Source organism: Agreia sp. Leaf244 (assembly GCF_001422695.1).
Lineage (GTDB): Bacteria > Actinomycetota > Actinomycetes > Actinomycetales > Microbacteriaceae > Agreia.
The window spans coordinates 22261-38062 of the sequence record NZ_LMLX01000005.1; the positions used below are offsets into that span (position 1 = coordinate 22261).

Sequence of the window (15802 nt, forward strand, 5' to 3'; positions counted from 1 at the left end):
ATCGATGCCTCGAGACGGCCCTGCGATAGGCTCTATCGGCCAGCGTCGGCGCAGCAGTATCGAATCCCGCGTGCGACACGGCACCCGAACACAACGAGTGGATGCCATGACCCCGAACACCCCCGCGAGCTCCCTGCCCGGCGTCTCCTACGTCATGCCGGTGCTCAACGAGGTGACTCATGTCGAGGCCGCTATCGACAGCCTGCTCGCGCAGGACTACCGCGGCCCCTTCGATGTGATCGTCGCTCTCGGACCGAGCATCGACGGCACCACAGAACTGGTGGAGCGGCTCTCCCGGGTCGACCCGCGCATCCAGGTCATCGACAACCCGACCGGCTCGACCCCCAGCGGACTGAACGTGGCGATCAACGCCTCTCAGAACCCGATCGTGGTGCGGGTCGACGCCCACTCCGTTCTCCCCGCCGACTACACGCGCATCGCGGTCGAGACGATGGCGAGAACGAACGCGGCGAACGTCGGCGGAATCATGCAGGCCGAGGGCACGACGCCGTTCGAGAACGCGGTCGCCACAGCGTACGGCTCCGCGATCGGTCTCGGCGGAGGTCAGCACCACCTCGGAGGCGCCGAGGGCCCAGCAGAGACCGTGTACCTCGGGGTGTTCCGCCGCGAATGGATCCAGCGCGTGGGCCTGTTCAACGAGGAGATCCGCCGCGGCCAGGACTGGGAACTGAACCGGCGCCTGCGCGAGGCGGGGGGAGTCGTCTGGTTCACTCCGAAGCTCACCGTCACCTACCGCCCACGTCCGACGCCCGAGAAGCTCGCCCGGCAGTTCTTCTCCACCGGGCTCTGGCGCGGTGACCTGGCGCGGCGCTTCTTCAGCTCGAACGCACTCAAGTACTTCGTGCCGCCCGTCGCCGTGCTCTCGGTCGTGCTCGGCCTGCTGCTCGGATGCTTCGGCTACTTCGGGCTCGTCGGCAATGCCCAGGGGGCGGCGCTGGTGATCTCATGGATCTTCACCGCCCTGTTCGTCTTTCCGATCCTCTATGTGCTCCTCGTGATCGTGGCCTCGATCGTCGTGACCGCCCGCCGCGGTTTTCGCACGGGTGCCTGGTTTCTCGTAGTCTTGCCGTGCATTCACTTCAGTTGGGGAACGGGCTTCATCCTGGGGTTCCTGAAGCTCACGAGCAACATCACCGCGCACACCGGAAGGTAACCGTGTCACCCACGTCTTCGCGAGGACGACCGTCCTCGATCGCCGAGCTGCGCGCGGTCGCCCAGCCCCCCGAGGTTCGGGGACGCCGCAATGCCGAGCACTGGACCGCGTCGCTCTATCTCCGCAACATCTCTCCCTATCTCACGTGGCTTCTGCTCAAGACGTCGATCTCCGCCAACGGCGTCACCGGCCTGATGATCCTCGTCGGCTGGTCGACCGCGGCCGCGCTGCTGATTCCCGGCATCGGCGGAGCCTCCCTCGCCCTCGTGCTCGGCCAGCTGCAGATGCTCGTCGACTGCTGCGACGGCGAGGTCGCGCGGTGGCGGGGAACGTCGTCGCCCGCCGGGGTTTTCCTCGACAAGGTCGGTCACTACACGACGGAGTCCCTGATCCCGATCGCCCTCGGCATCCGCGCAGCCGGCTTCCCCTTCGACGCTCCGGCCGACTATCTCTGGACGACCCTCGGGTTCGCTCTGGCCCTCGTGATCGTACTGAACAAGGCCCTGAACGACATGGTCCATGTGGCACGCGCGAACGCAGGGCTCAGCAAGCTCGCCGACAAGCAGGGCGAGTCCGAGCCCTCGCAGCGCCTCGTGGCCCGTCTGCGCAGGCTCGCCCGATTCGTGCCGTTCCACCGGCTGTACCACTCCGTCGAGCTGACGATGCTCGCGTTCGCCTTCGCCGTTCTCGGCCTCTTCATCGGCGGGCCGCTGGCCGACCGCATCCTGCTCAGCGCGCTTCTGCCCCTCGCCGTGCTGGCGCTCATCGGCCATTTCGTGGCGATCATGGCGTCGAAGCGGGTGCGCTCATAGCCGACGACGCTCGCGCCACGGTCGGAGTCGTGGTGCTCACCCAGGGCACACGGCCCGACGATCTGCGCCGCGGGCTCGAGTCGATCCTGGCTCAGACGGGGGTGACCCTCGATGTGGTGTGCGTGGGAAACGGATGGGTGCCCACCGGCTTGCCCGAGGGCGTGGCGGCTCTCGCGCTGCCCGAGAACGTCGGCATCCCGGCGGGCCGGAACGCCGGCGTCGGCCAGGTCTCCGGCGAGTTCATCTTCTTCCTCGACGACGACGCGAGCATCCCGTCGCCCACCTTCCTGATCGACGCGATCGAGCTGATCCGAGCTGATCCGCGCATCGGACTGGTGCAGCCCCGGGTCGTCGACCCGACAGGCGTCACGAACCCTCGACGCTGGACCCCGCGCATCCGCAAGGGCGACCCGAGGGTGTCGTCGCCCGTCTTCTCCGTCTGGGAGGGGGCGGTGCTGCTGCCCCGTGCGGTGTTCGACGCCACCGGGGGATGGGCGGCCCCGTTCTTCTACGCCCATGAGGGCATCGAGCTCGCCTGGCGTGTCTGGAACGAGGGACTCGTGACCTGGTACGCGGGCAACCTGGTGGCGAACCACCCCGCGATCGAGCCCACCAGGCACTCCTACTATTTTCGGCTCAACGCGCGCAACCGCGTGTGGCTCGCTAAACGCAATCTGCCCGCGGTTCTCGTGCCGATCTATGTGGGCTCGTGGACCGGCATCCAGATTCTGCGCTGGGCACGGCGACCCGCCCAGCTGCGCGCCTGGTTCGGCGGCTGGATGGCCGGGTGGCGGGAGGATGCCGGCGAACGTCGGCCCATGCGGTGGCGCACGGTGCTCCGGATGACCATGGCCGGCCGGCCGCCGATCGTCTAGTCGCCGTCGCGCCAGCCGAGCCTCGGCGTCTTCATCACGATTGGCTACCGGAACGGCCCTCCGGTCGGGGGCCTTCGCAGACGCTGAGTACCCTTGAATCGTGGGAATTCTTCGTGACGCCAGACTCGGTCTCAAGGTCGGACTCGACCTCCTGAAGTCACGCCGCACGCGGGGCGAACTGGTCCACAAGCTCGCCGGTCGGCCGCCATTCGCCCCGGGCACCTTCGAGATCGCCGTGTACTTCGCCGACGGCGACGTGAACCTCTACCAGCTCCGCCAGTGGTACGAACCACTGGCCGAGCTCGCGAAGACCTGGCCAGTCGTCATTCTCAGTCGCAGCCCGTCGGCAATGAACACGCTTCTCGACGAGTCGCCCGTTCCCGCGGCGTACGTGCGCAAGGTCATCGACCTCGAGAACATGATCGAGGAGCAGCCGCTCAAGATCGTCTTCTATGTGAATCAGAACGCTCGCAACTTCCAGATGATGCGCTACGGGCGCCGCTGGCACGTTTTCATCAACCACGGTGAGAGCGACAAGATGTACATGACCACGAACCAGTTCAAGGCCTACGACTACAGCCTTGTCGCGGGCGAGGCGGCGGTCGCTCGGCTGAACCGTGTTCTGTGGGACTACGACTTCGATAAGCGGGCCATCCGCATCGGACGGCCGCAGGCCGACCACTATTCGGGTCCGGTGCCGTATACGCCCGATGAGCGACGCGTGGTGCTGTACGCGCCGACGTGGGAAGGCGACAGGCCGTCGGCTGCCTACGGCTCGATCGCGACGCACGGGGTCACCCTCGTGTCGCAGTTGCTCGCGACGGGACAGCACAGGGTGATCTACCGGCCCCATCCGCGGAGTGGCGTCGTCGACCCCAGCTATGCCGCGGCGAACCAGCAGATCATCAGAATGATCGCCCAGGCCAATGCCGCAGATCCGAGGGCGCAGCACGTCTTCGACGACGGACCCCAACTCGGATGGCAGCTCGCGGCCGCCGACATGGCGATCGTCGACATCTCGGCCATGGTCTACGACCGTCTCGCCAGCGGAAAGCCGCTCTTCGTCACCAGGCCGGCGAACGCGTTGGCCGAGATCGATTCGAGCGGGTACCTGTTCGAAGCCGAGTGGCTCGACGCCGACGAGTCCGCCGACATCGTGGCTCGGATAGACGCCTTGGAGCACGATCCCGAGGCGGAGGCGCGTCTCGCCTTCTGGGTAGAGCGCTATTTCGGAGACACGACGCCCGGTGCCACGACCCGCAGGTTCCACGAGGCTGTCGACGGACTCATGAGCCAGTGGCAGCGCAACGCCGACCTTCACGCCGACGACGGTCCTGTCGAAGAGCACGCTCCGGTCACTGACGAGTCGCTGTAGCGGCGGCTCAGGTCAGCGGCGCGGATTCAGCGGTCGACGCGGGCGAGGCGCATGCGCACGAGCACGACGGCGACACCGATCACGACGAGCACGACGGCCGCGGCGATGAGCATGGGAACGAACGCCACCCCCGTGTCGGCCAAGGTCGTGCTGACGGGAGTGATCTCCGCCGTCAATCGTGTGAACAGTGCTCTCACCTCGCCTTCTGCCTTCATGTAACGAATCGATAACTTCGTCACAGCTTAGCAGTCGACTCTCAGCGATTCACCATAGAGGTGTGCGAGTCGCGGATACGGCGCAGAATAGAGACCATGATCGACATCGCGGATACCGGCCATCGCTACGAGTTGAGTATCGACGGCGAGGTCGTCGGTCGGTGTTTCTATCGCGACGCAGGGCCGCGCAGGATCTTTCTCCACACCGAGGTCGACGCCCAGCACGCCGGACAGGGGCTGGCGACGAAACTGATCGAATACGCACTCGGCGACTGCCGCACACAGGGGATGCGCATCGTCTCGCGCTGCCCGATGGTCTCTGCGTACCTCGCGAAGCACGACGATTTCGATGACCTCATCGACACGCCCGCCGGAGTCGACAGGCCGACGCGCGGGCAGTGACGTCGGTTGACGCCGCCGAACAGCCTCGGTTAGTGTGTGCAGTCTGCGTCGACCGGCGCGGGCCCCGAGCGCGATGCGCGCCGAAGAGTCGAGAGGACGAGTGTCATGACGATCAACGTCAATTCAATGAAGTCGAACGCACGCTACCTGTCCTCGGCGACCCTCGAGCAGCGTCCGGCAGATCGACTCCAGTCGGAACAGCGCATCACCCTCGTTATGGCACACGTGCTGTAGACGCTTCTCGTCTTCAGCCCCGTGCCTCCTGAGGCGCGGGGCTATTTTTATGCCCTGCGGCCCGGGTATCACCAGCACACCACACAGAGAAATGGATCATGGAAACGCTTTCCAACCGGCTCATCTCGTGGGCGAGCATCCTCGATGAGAAGACCATCGAGCAGGCACGCACCGCGTCGACGATGCCGTTCATCTACCCGCACCTGGCCCTGATGCCCGACGCCCACCTGGGCCTCGGCGCAACGGTCGGTTCGGTCATTCCCACGCTCGGCGCCATCATTCCGGCGGCCGTCGGCGTCGACATCGGCTGCGGCATGATCGCCGTGAAGACCCAGTTCACTCGGCCCCAGCTGACCGGGGCTCTCCGCGAGCTCCGGGAGCAGATCGAGCGGGCCATCCCTCTGTCGGCGGGTCGCTACAACCGCACCGTCGTCGCCACCGCCGAACCGCGTGTGGCACAGCTCGAGGAGCTGGCCGAGGCTGCGGGGTTCGATCCCGCGTCCTACGCCGGGAACTGGCGACTGCAGCTCGGAACGCTCGGGTCAGGCAACCACTTCATCGAGGTCTCGCTCGACGAGCACGACGATGTGTGGCTCTTTCTGCACTCGGGCAGCCGCGGCGTCGGAAACAAGATCGCGCAGAAGCACATCAGGGTCGCCCAGCAGGTCGCCAAGAAATACTGGATCGACCTGCCGCATGCTGATCTCGCCTACCTCGTGGAGGGAACCCCGGAGTTCGACCGCTACATCGCCGAGCTGCGGTGGGCCCAGCACTTCGCCCTGCTCAACAGGGAGGAGATGATGGACAGGGTCATGCGCCAGATGTCGGAGTGGATCGGGACGCCGGTGATCGAAGAGGAGCGGATCAACTGCCACCACAACTTCACCGAGAGCGAGGTGCATTTCGGCAAGCGGGTGTGGCTATCGCGAAAAGGTGCCATCAAGGCCGATTCCGGTCGCCCCGGCATCATCCCCGGGTCGATGGGCACGGCGTCGTACATTGTGGAAGGCCTCGGCAACCCCGTCGCCCTCAACTCGTCGCCGCACGGCGCGGGCCGGGAGTACTCCCGGTCGGCGGCGCGCAAGACGTTCACCCACGAGCAGCTCCGCGAGGCGATGGTCGGCATCGAGTTCCGTGACACCGACGCGTTCATCGACGAGATCCCGCAGGCCTACAAGCCGATCGACAGGGTGATGCTCGACGCGGCCGACCTGGTGTCGGTGAAGCACACGCTTCGCCAGATCGTGAACGTCAAGGGCGACTGACCGGGTGGCCGGCGTTCGGATCCGATCAGATCCGAACGTCCGGCCACTCCGAGCCCGGCGCATCCGGAGCCAGCACCTCGGGCTCGGATGCTTTCTTCGAACGGGTGAGCATGCGCGGCAGCCGCGACGGCTTGCCCGTCGTGATCTCCTTCTGCTTCGGCGCCTTCTTCTCGCGGGGCACCACGACCTTCGGTTCCAGGCTCGCGGGGAAGAACGGCGGCGGAGGACCGAACGCGTAGCGGGCGCTATGCACGACCTTGCGGCCCAGGATGTGGTTTCCGGTTCCACCGATGACGGCGCCCACGCCGAAGGGCACGAGGCGCCCGACCGCTCCGGCGCCCGTGCGGGCGGCGAGGTGCTTGAGGAACGTGGTCTTCAGCCGGTCGGCGATCGGTCCGACGGCGAACTGCGGGAGGCTGCGTGTGACGAGGGTTCCCCAGTACTGGGTTCGCGGTGCACCCGTTCCCGCCACCTGGCCCGCGAGCTGCCTCACGAGGTCGGCGCCGGCGGTGCCCATCATCATCGACATCACGAGGGTGCGTGCTCGGTCGGGATCGTCGACGGCGATGCCGTGCACCTCGGTGATCGACTGGGCGAACAGGGCGCTCGCCTCGAGGAAGCCGGCTGTCTCGACGCCGGTCAGGGCCAGCGACACTCCCACGCCGATGCCCGGGATCACGGCACTGGCGCCGACCGCCGCGCCCCCGGTCGTCACCGCGGCCAGGTATCTGTTCTCGAGGATCTTGATGATCTGCTCGGTCGATGCGTTCGGGTGCATCTTTCGGATGGACTTGATGTGCGCGATCACCACGGGGCGGTGCACGCTGAGAAGCCCATCGATTCCGCGGGTGAACTGGGGGTGTAGGTCGGGATCGTAGACCGTGGGGCCGGGTTGCGGTTCGCCGATCTGCTTCTGCTTCTTCGCCACTGATGATCCTTCGTTCGGTCGGTGGGGTGATCATCCTACGATCCGTACCCGGGAGAGCGTAGTTTCGACACATGAGTCCACGACCCTCGAACGCCCAGACACCCGCCGACGGCCAGGAATCGGTGTGGGACTACCCGCGCCCACCTCGCGTCGAGAAATCGACCGAACGCATCCGGATCACCCTCGGCGGGGTCGTCATCGCCGACAGCGTCGACGCGGTGCGTGTTCTCGAGACGAGCCATCCGCCCGTCTACTACCTGCCTCGGGCCGACTTCGCCGACGGCGCACTCAGCCCGGCGCCCGGCAGCTCGTTCTGCGAGTTCAAAGGATCGGCGAAGTACGTCACGGTGCGCGGCGGCGATGTCGTCGCCGCCGGCGCGGGCTGGTTCTATCCTTCGCCGACCGCGGGCTTCGACGAGCTGCGAGACCGGGTCGCCGTCTACCCGGGGGCGATGGATGCCTGCACCGTCGCGGGCGAGACGGTCACGCCCCAGGAGGGCGACTTCTACGGCGGGTGGATCACGTCGCGCGTCGTCGGCCCGTTCAAGGGCGCGCCCGGCACTCTCGGATGGTGAGGCCTGCGGCTGCTCGGCGCTATTCTGCGGCTATTCGGCGGTGACGAAGTCGATGAGCTGCTCGACCCGGCCGAGCAGCTGCGGTTCGAGGTCGGTGTAGGTCGACACGCGCGACAGGATGCGCTGCCATGCGCGCGCGATGTCGGCCTGCTCGGCGTGCGGCCACCCGAAGGCTTCGCAGATGCCGTGCTTCCACTCGATCGACCGGGGGATCACGGGCCATTCGGTGAGGCCCAGCCGCTGCGGCTTGACCGACTGCCACACGTCGACATAGGGATGCCCCACCACGATCACGTTGGCGCTGTGCGGGCCGCGCGCCACCTTCTCCGCGATGCGGCTCTCCTTCGAGTTCGGCACCAGGTGATCGACCAGTACGCCCACGCGCCGACCGGGGCCGGGGCGGAACTCGGCGAGAACCTCCTCGAGGTGGTCGACGCCCTCGAGATATTCGACGACGACGCCCTCGGAGCGCAGGTCGGAACCCCAGACTTTCTCTACCAGCTCCGCGTCGTGGCGTCCTTCGACGAAGATGCGACTGGCGCGGGCCACGCGGGCGCGCTCCTGGGGCCCGGCGATCGATCCTGAGGCGGTGCGGCCGAGTCCGGTCTGCTTCGTGCGGGGCGCGCGCACGGCCACGGGTGTTCCCTCGAGGAGGAAACCCGGTCCGAGAGGGAACATGCGGCGACGGCCCTTGCGGTCCTCCAGCTCGACCATGCGACCCTCGATGCGCACGACGGAGCCGCAGAAGTCGCTGGCGACGTCTTCGAGCACGAGGTCGGTGACCGCCTCGACGACCGGGAGGTCGATCTTCGCCGGGCGTCGTGAGAAGTCGGCCAGCACATCGGAGCCGTAGCGGTCGTCGTTGTTCATCTGGTCGACGCTAGCAAGACGCGAGCCGCCGACCCGCGAGGCTCGCTGGGTGGGCTGCGGCGATCGCAACCAGACAGGCGCGTCGGCGCCGAGCGGATGCGCGGGGGCCGCGTAGTCGGCGAATTCCGCGAGGGCGGGTCGCGCCGTCGTGACATCGCCGTGCGTGACCACCACGTCGTCGCCCAGCGCCGGCCGCTCGGGAGCACTCGTGTACCGGTCACCCTGGAGGAGCTCCGCGGCCACTCCCGCGAGCGACACCGAGATTCGTCGACCCCGTGGGTCGTCGATCTGGTCGGTCAGCGCACGCACCACGGCCGCGGCGAGCATGTACCCGGCGGAGTGGTCGAGCGCCTGCACCGGCAGAGCGCCCGGAACGGACGGCCCGGGGCCGGTGGTCTTCGACTCGATCATCGAGATGCCCGTGACGGCCTGCACCAGGCTGTCGAAGCCTCGTCGGTCTTGCCATCCGGGCGTGTCGCCCCAGGCATCCACCGTGGCGTGCACCAGGCCCGGAGGCAGCTCGAGACCGAGCGCCTCTATCGATTGGGGTCGGTAGCCGCTGACGAGAACGTCGGCGTCGGCCAGCAGGGCGTTGATCGCCGCGAGCCCGGAGGCGGTCTTCGCGTCGAGGAGCGTGGACCTCTTGCCCTGGCCCGTGTCGACGTGCTGCACCGCGATCTCGGGCATCGTGGGCGGGTCGATGCGCAGCACGTCGGCGCCGAGCAGGGCGAGACTGCGGGTGGCCACGGGCCCGGCGATCACCCGGGTCAGATCGAGAACCCGGATGCCGGACAGGGGAGCCTCCTGCGGGGCGTGCGGTCGCCGAGGGCTCGAGCGCCGCCCGGTAATCGCTTCGCTGCCGGAGCGGGCCGCGGAGGGCGTCCACTCGCCGGGTTCGCGCACCCGAACGGCCAGGGCGCCGGCGGCCCAGGTTGCCTCCTCGATGGCGTGAGCGTCGAAGGCCGCGACGGTCGCCGCGAACTCGGCGGCGGCCGTGTCGTGCGGCAGACCCACGGCGCGACAGAGGCGCTGGCGGTGATGGGGATAGTTCGCGTGTGTCCTGATCCAGCCGTCGCGCGTGGGGAAGAATCCCGAGAGCTCGGCGAACATCGAGACGGGCTTACCGTGCAGCCGCAGGAGTCGATCGCTGCCGTAGGCAGCGGCGATGCGGTCGGCGTCGAGTACCCACCGTCGGGGTCGGCCACCCGAGGCGAGCAGATGGGCGGACACGGCGCCGGCGAAGTCTGTCACGCTGCGCGAAGCCAGCCCCGCGACATCCAGGGCCGACGGTAGAAGCCGGCGAAGTCGCGTCAGGTCGGGCGGGGTCACTCCGGTGTCTGGCGACGGCATGTCAGCACGCTACTCCGGTTCTTGCGATGCGTCGGCCAGCACACGGCCCCGCACGAGGGCAACCCCCGCCCGCGCTGCTCGGGCGGCTCGTAGCGTGGAGGGAAAGCGACGAGAAAACCCATGAGAAAGGCGCATCGATGACACGGTTCGGCTACACCCTGATGACAGAGCAGAGCGGCCCGAAGGAGCTGGTGGGCTACGCGGTCGACGCCGAGCGGGCCGGGTTCGACTTCGAGGTCTCGAGCGATCACTATTCTCCGTGGCTGACAGAGCAGGGGCACGCGCCCTACGCCTGGACGGTGCTCGGAGCCGTGGCGCAGGCCACCGAACGCGTCGAGCTCGCGACCTATGTGACCTGCCCCACGATGCGCTACCACCCGGCCGTGATCGCGCAGAAGGCGGCGACGATGCAGCTGTTGAGCGACGGCCGCTTCATCCTCGGACTCGGATCGGGCGAGAACCTCAACGAGCACGTCGTCGGCGAGGGCTGGCCGTCGGTGGCGCCACGCCAGGACATGCTCGAGGAGGCCGTCACGATCATCCGCGAACTGCACACCGGCGAGCTGGTCACCTGGGAGGGCGAGTACTTCAGGGTCGACTCCGCACGCATCTGGGACGCCCCCGACGGAGGCGTTCCGATCGGCATCGCGGTGTCGGGCGAGAAGTCGATCGAGAGGTTCGCCCCGCTCGGCGACCACCTCATCTCGACGGAGCCGTCGGCCGACCTGATCGCCGGCTGGACGAAGGCCCGATCGGGCGGAGCGCCGTCGCGCTCGATCGGCCAGATCCCCATCAGCTGGGCGCCCGACAAGCAGGATGCGATCGCCCGGGCACACGACCAGTTCCGCTGGTTCGCGGGCGGCTGGGCGGTGAACGCCGACCTGCCGACGCCGGCGGGCTTCGAGGGGGCGAGCCAATTCGTGCGGCCCGAGGACGTGGCCGAGCAGATCGCCTGCGGTCCCGACCTCGACGAGCTCGCCGAGAGCGCCCGACCGTTCCTCGACGCCGGATACACCGACCTGGCGATCGTGCAGATCGGCGACGAGCTGCAGCAGCGGTTCCTCGACGAGGTCGCCGAACCGTTGCTCGAGAAGCTCCGCGCACTCTGACCCGGCGGATCGGCGGAGGGGGCCATCGGGCATAAACTCCCGGTCGGAATGGTTGCGCCCACGTGGTTGCGAACCTGCACCCTCTTTTCGAAAGGCACCACCCGGCCTATGGCCCCCTCTACCGACGCCCCCGACGAATCCACCAACCAGACCGCACGAGAGCGACGGCAGCGCGCGAGACTCACGCGCACCCCGAGCGAGCGGGCGATCGTCTTCACCCTCGCGCTCACCGGCCTGACGGCCGCGGTCATGCAGACGCTGGTCACGCCGATCACCCCCGAACTCCCGACACTGCTCGACACGTCGAGCTCCAATGCCACGTGGGTGCTCACGGCCACCCTCCTGGCCGCGGCCATCACCACCCCCATCTCCGGTCGCCTCGGCGACATGTTCGGCAAGCGCCGCATCACCCTGCTCCTGCTGGCGATCACGGTGATCGGTTCGATCGTCTGCGCGCTCGCCCAAGACGTCACCGTGCTGATCGCGGGCCGCGCCCTGCAGGGTGTGGGACTCGGCGTCATCGCCCTCGGAATCAGCATTCTGCGCGACGTGCTGCACCCCAAGCGGCTCGGCGCCGCCGTGGCCCTGGTGAGCTCGACCCTGGGAATCGGGGGCGCGCTCGGACTGCCGCTGGCCGCCTTCGTCGCAGACACCTTCGACTGGCACGTGCTGTTCTGGATGGCGACCGCGCTGTCTGCTCTCGCCTTCGTCCTCGTGCTGTCGATCGTTCCCGTCTCCACCCTCCGCACCGGCGGCTCGTTCGACTACATCGGCGCCATCGGTTTCGGAATCGGGCTCGTGGCACTTCTGCTCGCGGTGTCGAAGGGCAACGAGTGGGGCTGGGCGACGCCGGGCACCATCGGCCTGTTCGTCGGGGGAGCCGCCGTGCTCGTCGTGTGGGGCGTCTACGAGCTCCGCGCATCCGATCCCCTGATCGATCTGCGGATCGCTGCGCGACGGCCAGTGCTTCTGACGAACCTGGCGTCGATCACCGTCGGATTCGCCTACTTCGCCAGCGTGGCCGTGCTGCCCCAGCTGCTCGAGGCCCCCACCGACACGGGAGTCGGCCTCGGCCAGACGCTGTTCATCGCCAGCCTCTGCCTGATGCCCAGCGGAATCGTGATGTTCTTCCTCTCGCCGATCGCGGCGCGTCTGTCGGCGAGCAAGGGGCCGCGCACGTCTCTCGTGCTGGGATCGGCAATCATCGCGGTGGGCTACGTCGTGGCCGTCGGCCTGATGACCGAGGTCTGGCACGCCGTGCTCGTCGCGACCGCGGTGGGATTCGGTGTCGGCTTCGCGTACGCCGCCATGCCGACGCTCATCATGCACGCGGTGCCCGCATCGGAGACGGCAGCGGCGAACGGATTCAACTCCGTGATGCGCACGCTGGGGTCGACGATCGCCGCGGCGGTCATCGGCGTGATCCTCTCGTCGCACGTCGACATCGTGGGGGAACGCGCCATCCCGACGGCGGCCGCCTTCCAGTGGTCGTTCGGGCTCGCCGCCGCGGTCGCCCTGGCCGGGGCCATCCTCGCGCTCTTCCTGCCGCGGCGAGAGACGGTGTATCAGACGGCGAGCATTCCCGTGGTCTCACCGGGCAAGGACTGATCACTCACTGCGCGCGGCGCGTGCGAGCCAGTCGTTGAGCTCGGCCGTCAGCTCCTCGTCGACCGGCATCGAACGACCGTCGAGGATGTGCACGGCAACCGCCTGGCGCACGCTCGACACCAGCCAGAGCGCGTCGTAGTCGGCGAGGTCTCGGGCGCGGATCGGCGCGAACCGCGTTCGCAGACCTCGTGACTCGAAGAACCGGAACGCCGTCGCCTGCGTCGTTCCGGCCAGGATCCCGCTCTCGACGCCGGGGCTCTCCACGACGTCGCCGCGTCGCACGACGAGGCTCGACGTGGGCCCCTCCAGGGCGAGTCCGTCGGTCGACGTGAAGATCACGTCGTCGGCACCGCGACGGGATGCCTCGCGCAGCGCCGCCGCATTCGTCGCGTACGACAGGTGCTTGGCCCCCAGCAGCAGCCAGGGCGCGCCGTCCGCCGCGTCGCTGGCATAGCCGCGATCGAGCGTGACGACCGAGACGCCGCTGCGCCGGATGCCGGTGAAATCGCGGGCGGGTCGGGCCAGCAGCCACGCCGTGGGCGTGCCGTCACCGCCTTCGATGCCCCGTGTCATGGCGAGAGTCACGGCCAGGCGCTCCACCGGATCGTGCTCCTCGATCGACATCGCCAGCGCCTCCGTCCAGCGGGCGCGATCGATGAGGGGCAGGTCGAGCGCCCTCGCCGACGCCTCGAGACGATCGAAGCGGGCGTCGAGCGGAGGCATCCGGCCGTCGATGATGCTGACGCTCTCGAAGACGCCGTCGCCCCGGGTCGCACCCCAGTCGGTCACGGCCAGCTGGGGCTCCCGGGGATCGACTTTCCTGATGCCCGACGGCTCGAGAAGAAGAACGACGGGTGAGCTCGTCATGACGGGTCCCTGTCGACGATGTGCAGTTCGACGTCTCGCAGCTCGCCGGAGTCGGCGACCGCGGTGAGGTAGGTGCAGTGGGGTTGTCGTCGACGATCGGTCGGCGATCCGGGATTGAGCAGGCGCAGGCCGGTGGCGGCCGTCGTGTCCCACGGAATGTGGCTGTGGCCGAAGACGAGCACGTCGGTATCGCCGAACATATCCGCCATGCGAGCCTCGCGGCCCGTCGCCGCCCCCGTCTCGTGGATCATCGCGAACCGCAGGCCCTCGACCTCGAGCCGTGCGATCTCGGGCAGACGCGATCTGAGGCCGTCGCCGTCGTTGTTTCCGTACACGCCCACGAATTGCTTCGATCGGGACTGCACATCGTCGAGGGTCGCCTCGTCGACCCAGTCGCCCGCGTGCAGCACGAGGTCGGCGTCGTCGATGGCCTGCCACACCGAGCGGGGGAGAGCCTTCGCCCGTCTGGGCAGGTGCGTGTCTGCGATCATCACGATGCGAGTGCTCATCCGTTCAGTCTGACAGTGCGAGTGGGATTGAATAAGGGGGTGACTCATCCCCAGCGCGACCTCATCGCGGCCCTCCGTTCCGATCTCACTGCCGCGGGGTTCACCGTCTCCGCCCTGTCCGGGCTCTGGGGTCCCGACGCCGATACCGCGCTGCACCGCAATCAGCGCGTACCAGCACTGCGTGCCCTCGCCCGCCTGCGCAGCACCCTGGGTCGCTCGACAGCGACGGCGACGCTCGCCGAACTGTTCGTTCTCGGTCTGCCGGTCGCGCCTGCCCTGCTCGCCGAGGCGCTGCCCAGCCTGGGTATCCAGGGCGCCGCGGAGCTCCGCCTGATCTCGTCAGTAGACGAGCACGACGAGAGCGTGCGACCCGTTGCAGACCTGCGCCCCTACAGCTTCATCGACCAGCTCGGCGTGGGCAGCTGGTGGATCATGTCCGATCTGGGAGAACTTTCGCTCGGGCATGCGGTCGGCGAGGATCACGTGCTCGGCGTCGGTGGTGCATCCCTGACTCTGAGCGGACTCATGATCCAGCGCACCGTCGACAGCGCCCTCGACCTGGGCACCGGCTGCGGCATCCAGGCCATGCACGCCGCACGTCACGCGCGCCGGGTCGTCGCGACGGACATCTCCGCCCGCGCCCTCGACATCGCCTCGCTGAACGCCGAGCTCAACGGCTTCGAGAACATCGAGTTCCGTCTGGGCAGCCTCTTCGAGCCCGTCGCCGACGAGACGTTCGACCAGATCGTCTCCAACCCGCCGTTCGTGATCACCCCGCGGGCAGAGGGAGTGCCGAGCTACGAGTACCGAGACGGAGGCATGGTCGGCGACGCCCTCGTGCAGCACGTCGTGCATCACGCGGGGGAGCATCTCGCACCCGGCGGAATCGCCCAATTCCTCGGCAACTGGGAGTACACGCACGCCGAGGCGGGGCTCGATCGCGTGCAGGGGTGGCTCGACGAGACGACGGATCCGGTCGTCGACGTCTGGGTGATCGAACGCGACGTTCAGCACATCGACGAGTACGCGGAGACCTGGATCCGAGACGGCGGCACGACGCCCGCCTCGCCGCAGTTCGATCGGCTCTACGGCGCGTGGCTGAACGACTTCGAGCACCGCGGTGTCGAGCAGGTCGGCTTCGGCTACGTGATGCTTAGGCGACCGGATGCGGCGTCGCCGGCGACGCCGTCGCCGCTCCGCCGTCTCGAGCAGCTGCATGGCCCGCTCGGAGGCTCCGGCTCCGGTCTCGGTGCACATCTGAGCGACTGCCTCGCCGGCCACGACTGGCAGACGAGGCGGAGCGACGCCGAGCTTGCGGCGTCGACGCTGGTCGTCGCATCCGATGTGACCGTCGAGCGGCACTACTGGCCGGGCGACGACGATCCCACCGCCATGATCCTCAGGCAGGGAGGCGGCTTCGGTCGTCAGACCCCGATCGATACAGGGCTCGCGGCCCTCGTGGGCGCCTGCGACGGCGAACTCACCATCGGCGCGATCTGCGGCGCACTGGCGCAGCTGCTGTCGGTCGATGAGACGGCTCTCCTCGACGAGCTGCTGCCACGGGTGCGCGCGCTTCTCGACGACGCCATCCTGCTTCCGACGGCCGAGGTCTGACGGGCCGAGAGACACGCCCC

The 15802-nt window shown here is 68.2% G+C and carries 16 protein-coding genes and 1 pseudogene; 11 read left to right on the plus strand and 6 right to left on the minus strand.

Annotation, left to right across the window (positions count from 1 at the left end; translation table 11 throughout):
• The first annotated feature begins 106 nt into the window (after positions 1-106).
• The 4 genes from ASF06_RS14395 (at position 107) to ASF06_RS14410 (ending at position 4236) form a co-directional block, all read left to right on the plus strand.
• Complete coding sequence (locus tag ASF06_RS14395) at positions 107-1174, plus strand: glycosyltransferase family 2 protein (RefSeq protein WP_055949628.1); 1068 nt, start codon at positions 107-109, stop codon at positions 1172-1174.
• Between the two features lie 2 nt (positions 1175-1176).
• Positions 1177-1986: a CDP-alcohol phosphatidyltransferase family protein gene (locus ASF06_RS14400; RefSeq protein ID WP_055929715.1), complete on the plus strand. Its 810-nt coding sequence runs from the start codon at positions 1177-1179 to the stop codon at positions 1984-1986.
• A 29-nt stretch (positions 1987-2015) separates the two neighbouring features.
• A complete protein-coding gene (locus tag ASF06_RS14405; RefSeq protein WP_235501029.1) occupies positions 2016-2861 on the plus strand; it encodes a glycosyltransferase family 2 protein in 846 nt (281 codons plus the stop codon).
• Positions 2862-2961: 100 nt separating this feature from the next.
• Positions 2962-4236, plus strand: a complete 1275-nt coding sequence (locus ASF06_RS14410; RefSeq protein ID WP_055948641.1) for a hypothetical protein — start codon at positions 2962-2964, stop codon at positions 4234-4236.
• A 26-nt stretch (positions 4237-4262) separates the two neighbouring features.
• On the opposite strand, the gene ASF06_RS14415 is transcribed toward ASF06_RS14410, so the two are convergent.
• On the minus strand, positions 4263-4451 hold the full coding sequence (locus ASF06_RS14415) for a hypothetical protein (protein WP_055948645.1): 189 nt from the start codon (positions 4449-4451) through the stop codon (positions 4263-4265).
• A 96-nt stretch (positions 4452-4547) separates the two neighbouring features.
• On the opposite strand from ASF06_RS14415, the gene ASF06_RS14420 reads away from it, so the two are divergent.
• The 3 genes from ASF06_RS14420 to ASF06_RS14425 all read left to right on the plus strand — a co-directional run bounded on the left by ASF06_RS14420 (position 4548) and on the right by ASF06_RS14425 (position 6352).
• Positions 4548-4853 (plus strand): GNAT family N-acetyltransferase, encoded by a 306-nt coding sequence (locus ASF06_RS14420; RefSeq protein ID WP_055948648.1) that lies wholly within the window; start codon positions 4548-4550, stop codon positions 4851-4853.
• Between the two features lie 105 nt (positions 4854-4958).
• On the plus strand, positions 4959-5087 hold the full coding sequence (locus tag ASF06_RS20125; RefSeq protein WP_255354430.1) for a hypothetical protein: 129 nt from the start codon (positions 4959-4961) through the stop codon (positions 5085-5087).
• A gap of 98 nt (positions 5088-5185) precedes the next feature.
• Entirely contained in the window at positions 5186-6352 is a 1167-nt protein-coding gene (locus ASF06_RS14425; RefSeq protein ID WP_055948651.1) for an RtcB family protein, read from the plus strand.
• A 25-nt stretch (positions 6353-6377) separates the two neighbouring features.
• Here the strand turns inward: ASF06_RS14425 and ASF06_RS14430 are convergent, their stop codons facing one another.
• Positions 6378-7280 (minus strand): hypothetical protein, encoded by a 903-nt coding sequence (locus ASF06_RS14430; protein ID WP_326942010.1) that lies wholly within the window; start codon positions 7278-7280, stop codon positions 6378-6380.
• A gap of 71 nt (positions 7281-7351) precedes the next feature.
• Here ASF06_RS14430 and ASF06_RS14435 point away from each other — a divergent pair, with 71 nt between their 5' ends.
• Positions 7352-7855, plus strand: a complete 504-nt coding sequence (locus ASF06_RS14435) for a DUF427 domain-containing protein (protein ID WP_055948653.1) — start codon at positions 7352-7354, stop codon at positions 7853-7855.
• Between the two features lie 30 nt (positions 7856-7885).
• On the opposite strand, the gene ASF06_RS20055 is transcribed toward ASF06_RS14435, so the two are convergent.
• Positions 7886-8725 (minus strand): DUF3097 domain-containing protein, encoded by an 840-nt coding sequence (locus ASF06_RS20055; RefSeq protein ID WP_055949634.1) that lies wholly within the window; start codon positions 8723-8725, stop codon positions 7886-7888.
• Between the two features lie 225 nt (positions 8726-8950).
• Positions 8951-10075: pseudogene (locus ASF06_RS20060) on the minus strand (CoA transferase); the annotation flags it as partial.
• 137 nt (positions 10076-10212) lie between these two features.
• On the opposite strand from ASF06_RS20060, the gene ASF06_RS14450 reads away from it, so the two are divergent.
• The gene (locus tag ASF06_RS14450) at positions 10213-11184 is read left to right on the plus strand and encodes an LLM class F420-dependent oxidoreductase (protein ID WP_055948656.1); all 972 of its coding nucleotides are present in this window, start codon (positions 10213-10215) and stop codon (positions 11182-11184) included.
• 108 nt (positions 11185-11292) lie between these two features.
• Positions 11293-12792, plus strand: a complete 1500-nt coding sequence (locus tag ASF06_RS14455; RefSeq protein ID WP_082500979.1) for an MFS transporter — start codon at positions 11293-11295, stop codon at positions 12790-12792.
• Here ASF06_RS14455 and ASF06_RS14460 read toward each other — a convergent pair whose 3' ends face one another.
• Both ASF06_RS14460 and ASF06_RS14465 read right to left on the minus strand, forming a co-directional pair.
• Positions 12793-13659 (minus strand): aminotransferase class IV, encoded by an 867-nt coding sequence (locus ASF06_RS14460; protein ID WP_055948659.1) that lies wholly within the window; start codon positions 13657-13659, stop codon positions 12793-12795. It lies immediately after the preceding gene.
• Positions 13656-14168, minus strand: coding sequence for a metallophosphoesterase family protein (locus tag ASF06_RS14465; protein WP_055948662.1), 513 nt, complete (start codon positions 14166-14168; stop codon positions 13656-13658). Before ASF06_RS14465 ends, ASF06_RS14460 begins: the two co-directional genes overlap by 4 nt.
• Positions 14169-14207: 39 nt before the next feature.
• Here ASF06_RS14465 and ASF06_RS14470 point away from each other — a divergent pair, with 39 nt between their 5' ends.
• On the plus strand, positions 14208-15782 hold the full coding sequence (locus tag ASF06_RS14470) for a DUF7059 domain-containing protein (RefSeq protein WP_055948665.1): 1575 nt from the start codon (positions 14208-14210) through the stop codon (positions 15780-15782).
• Positions 15783-15802 lie beyond the last annotated feature (20 nt).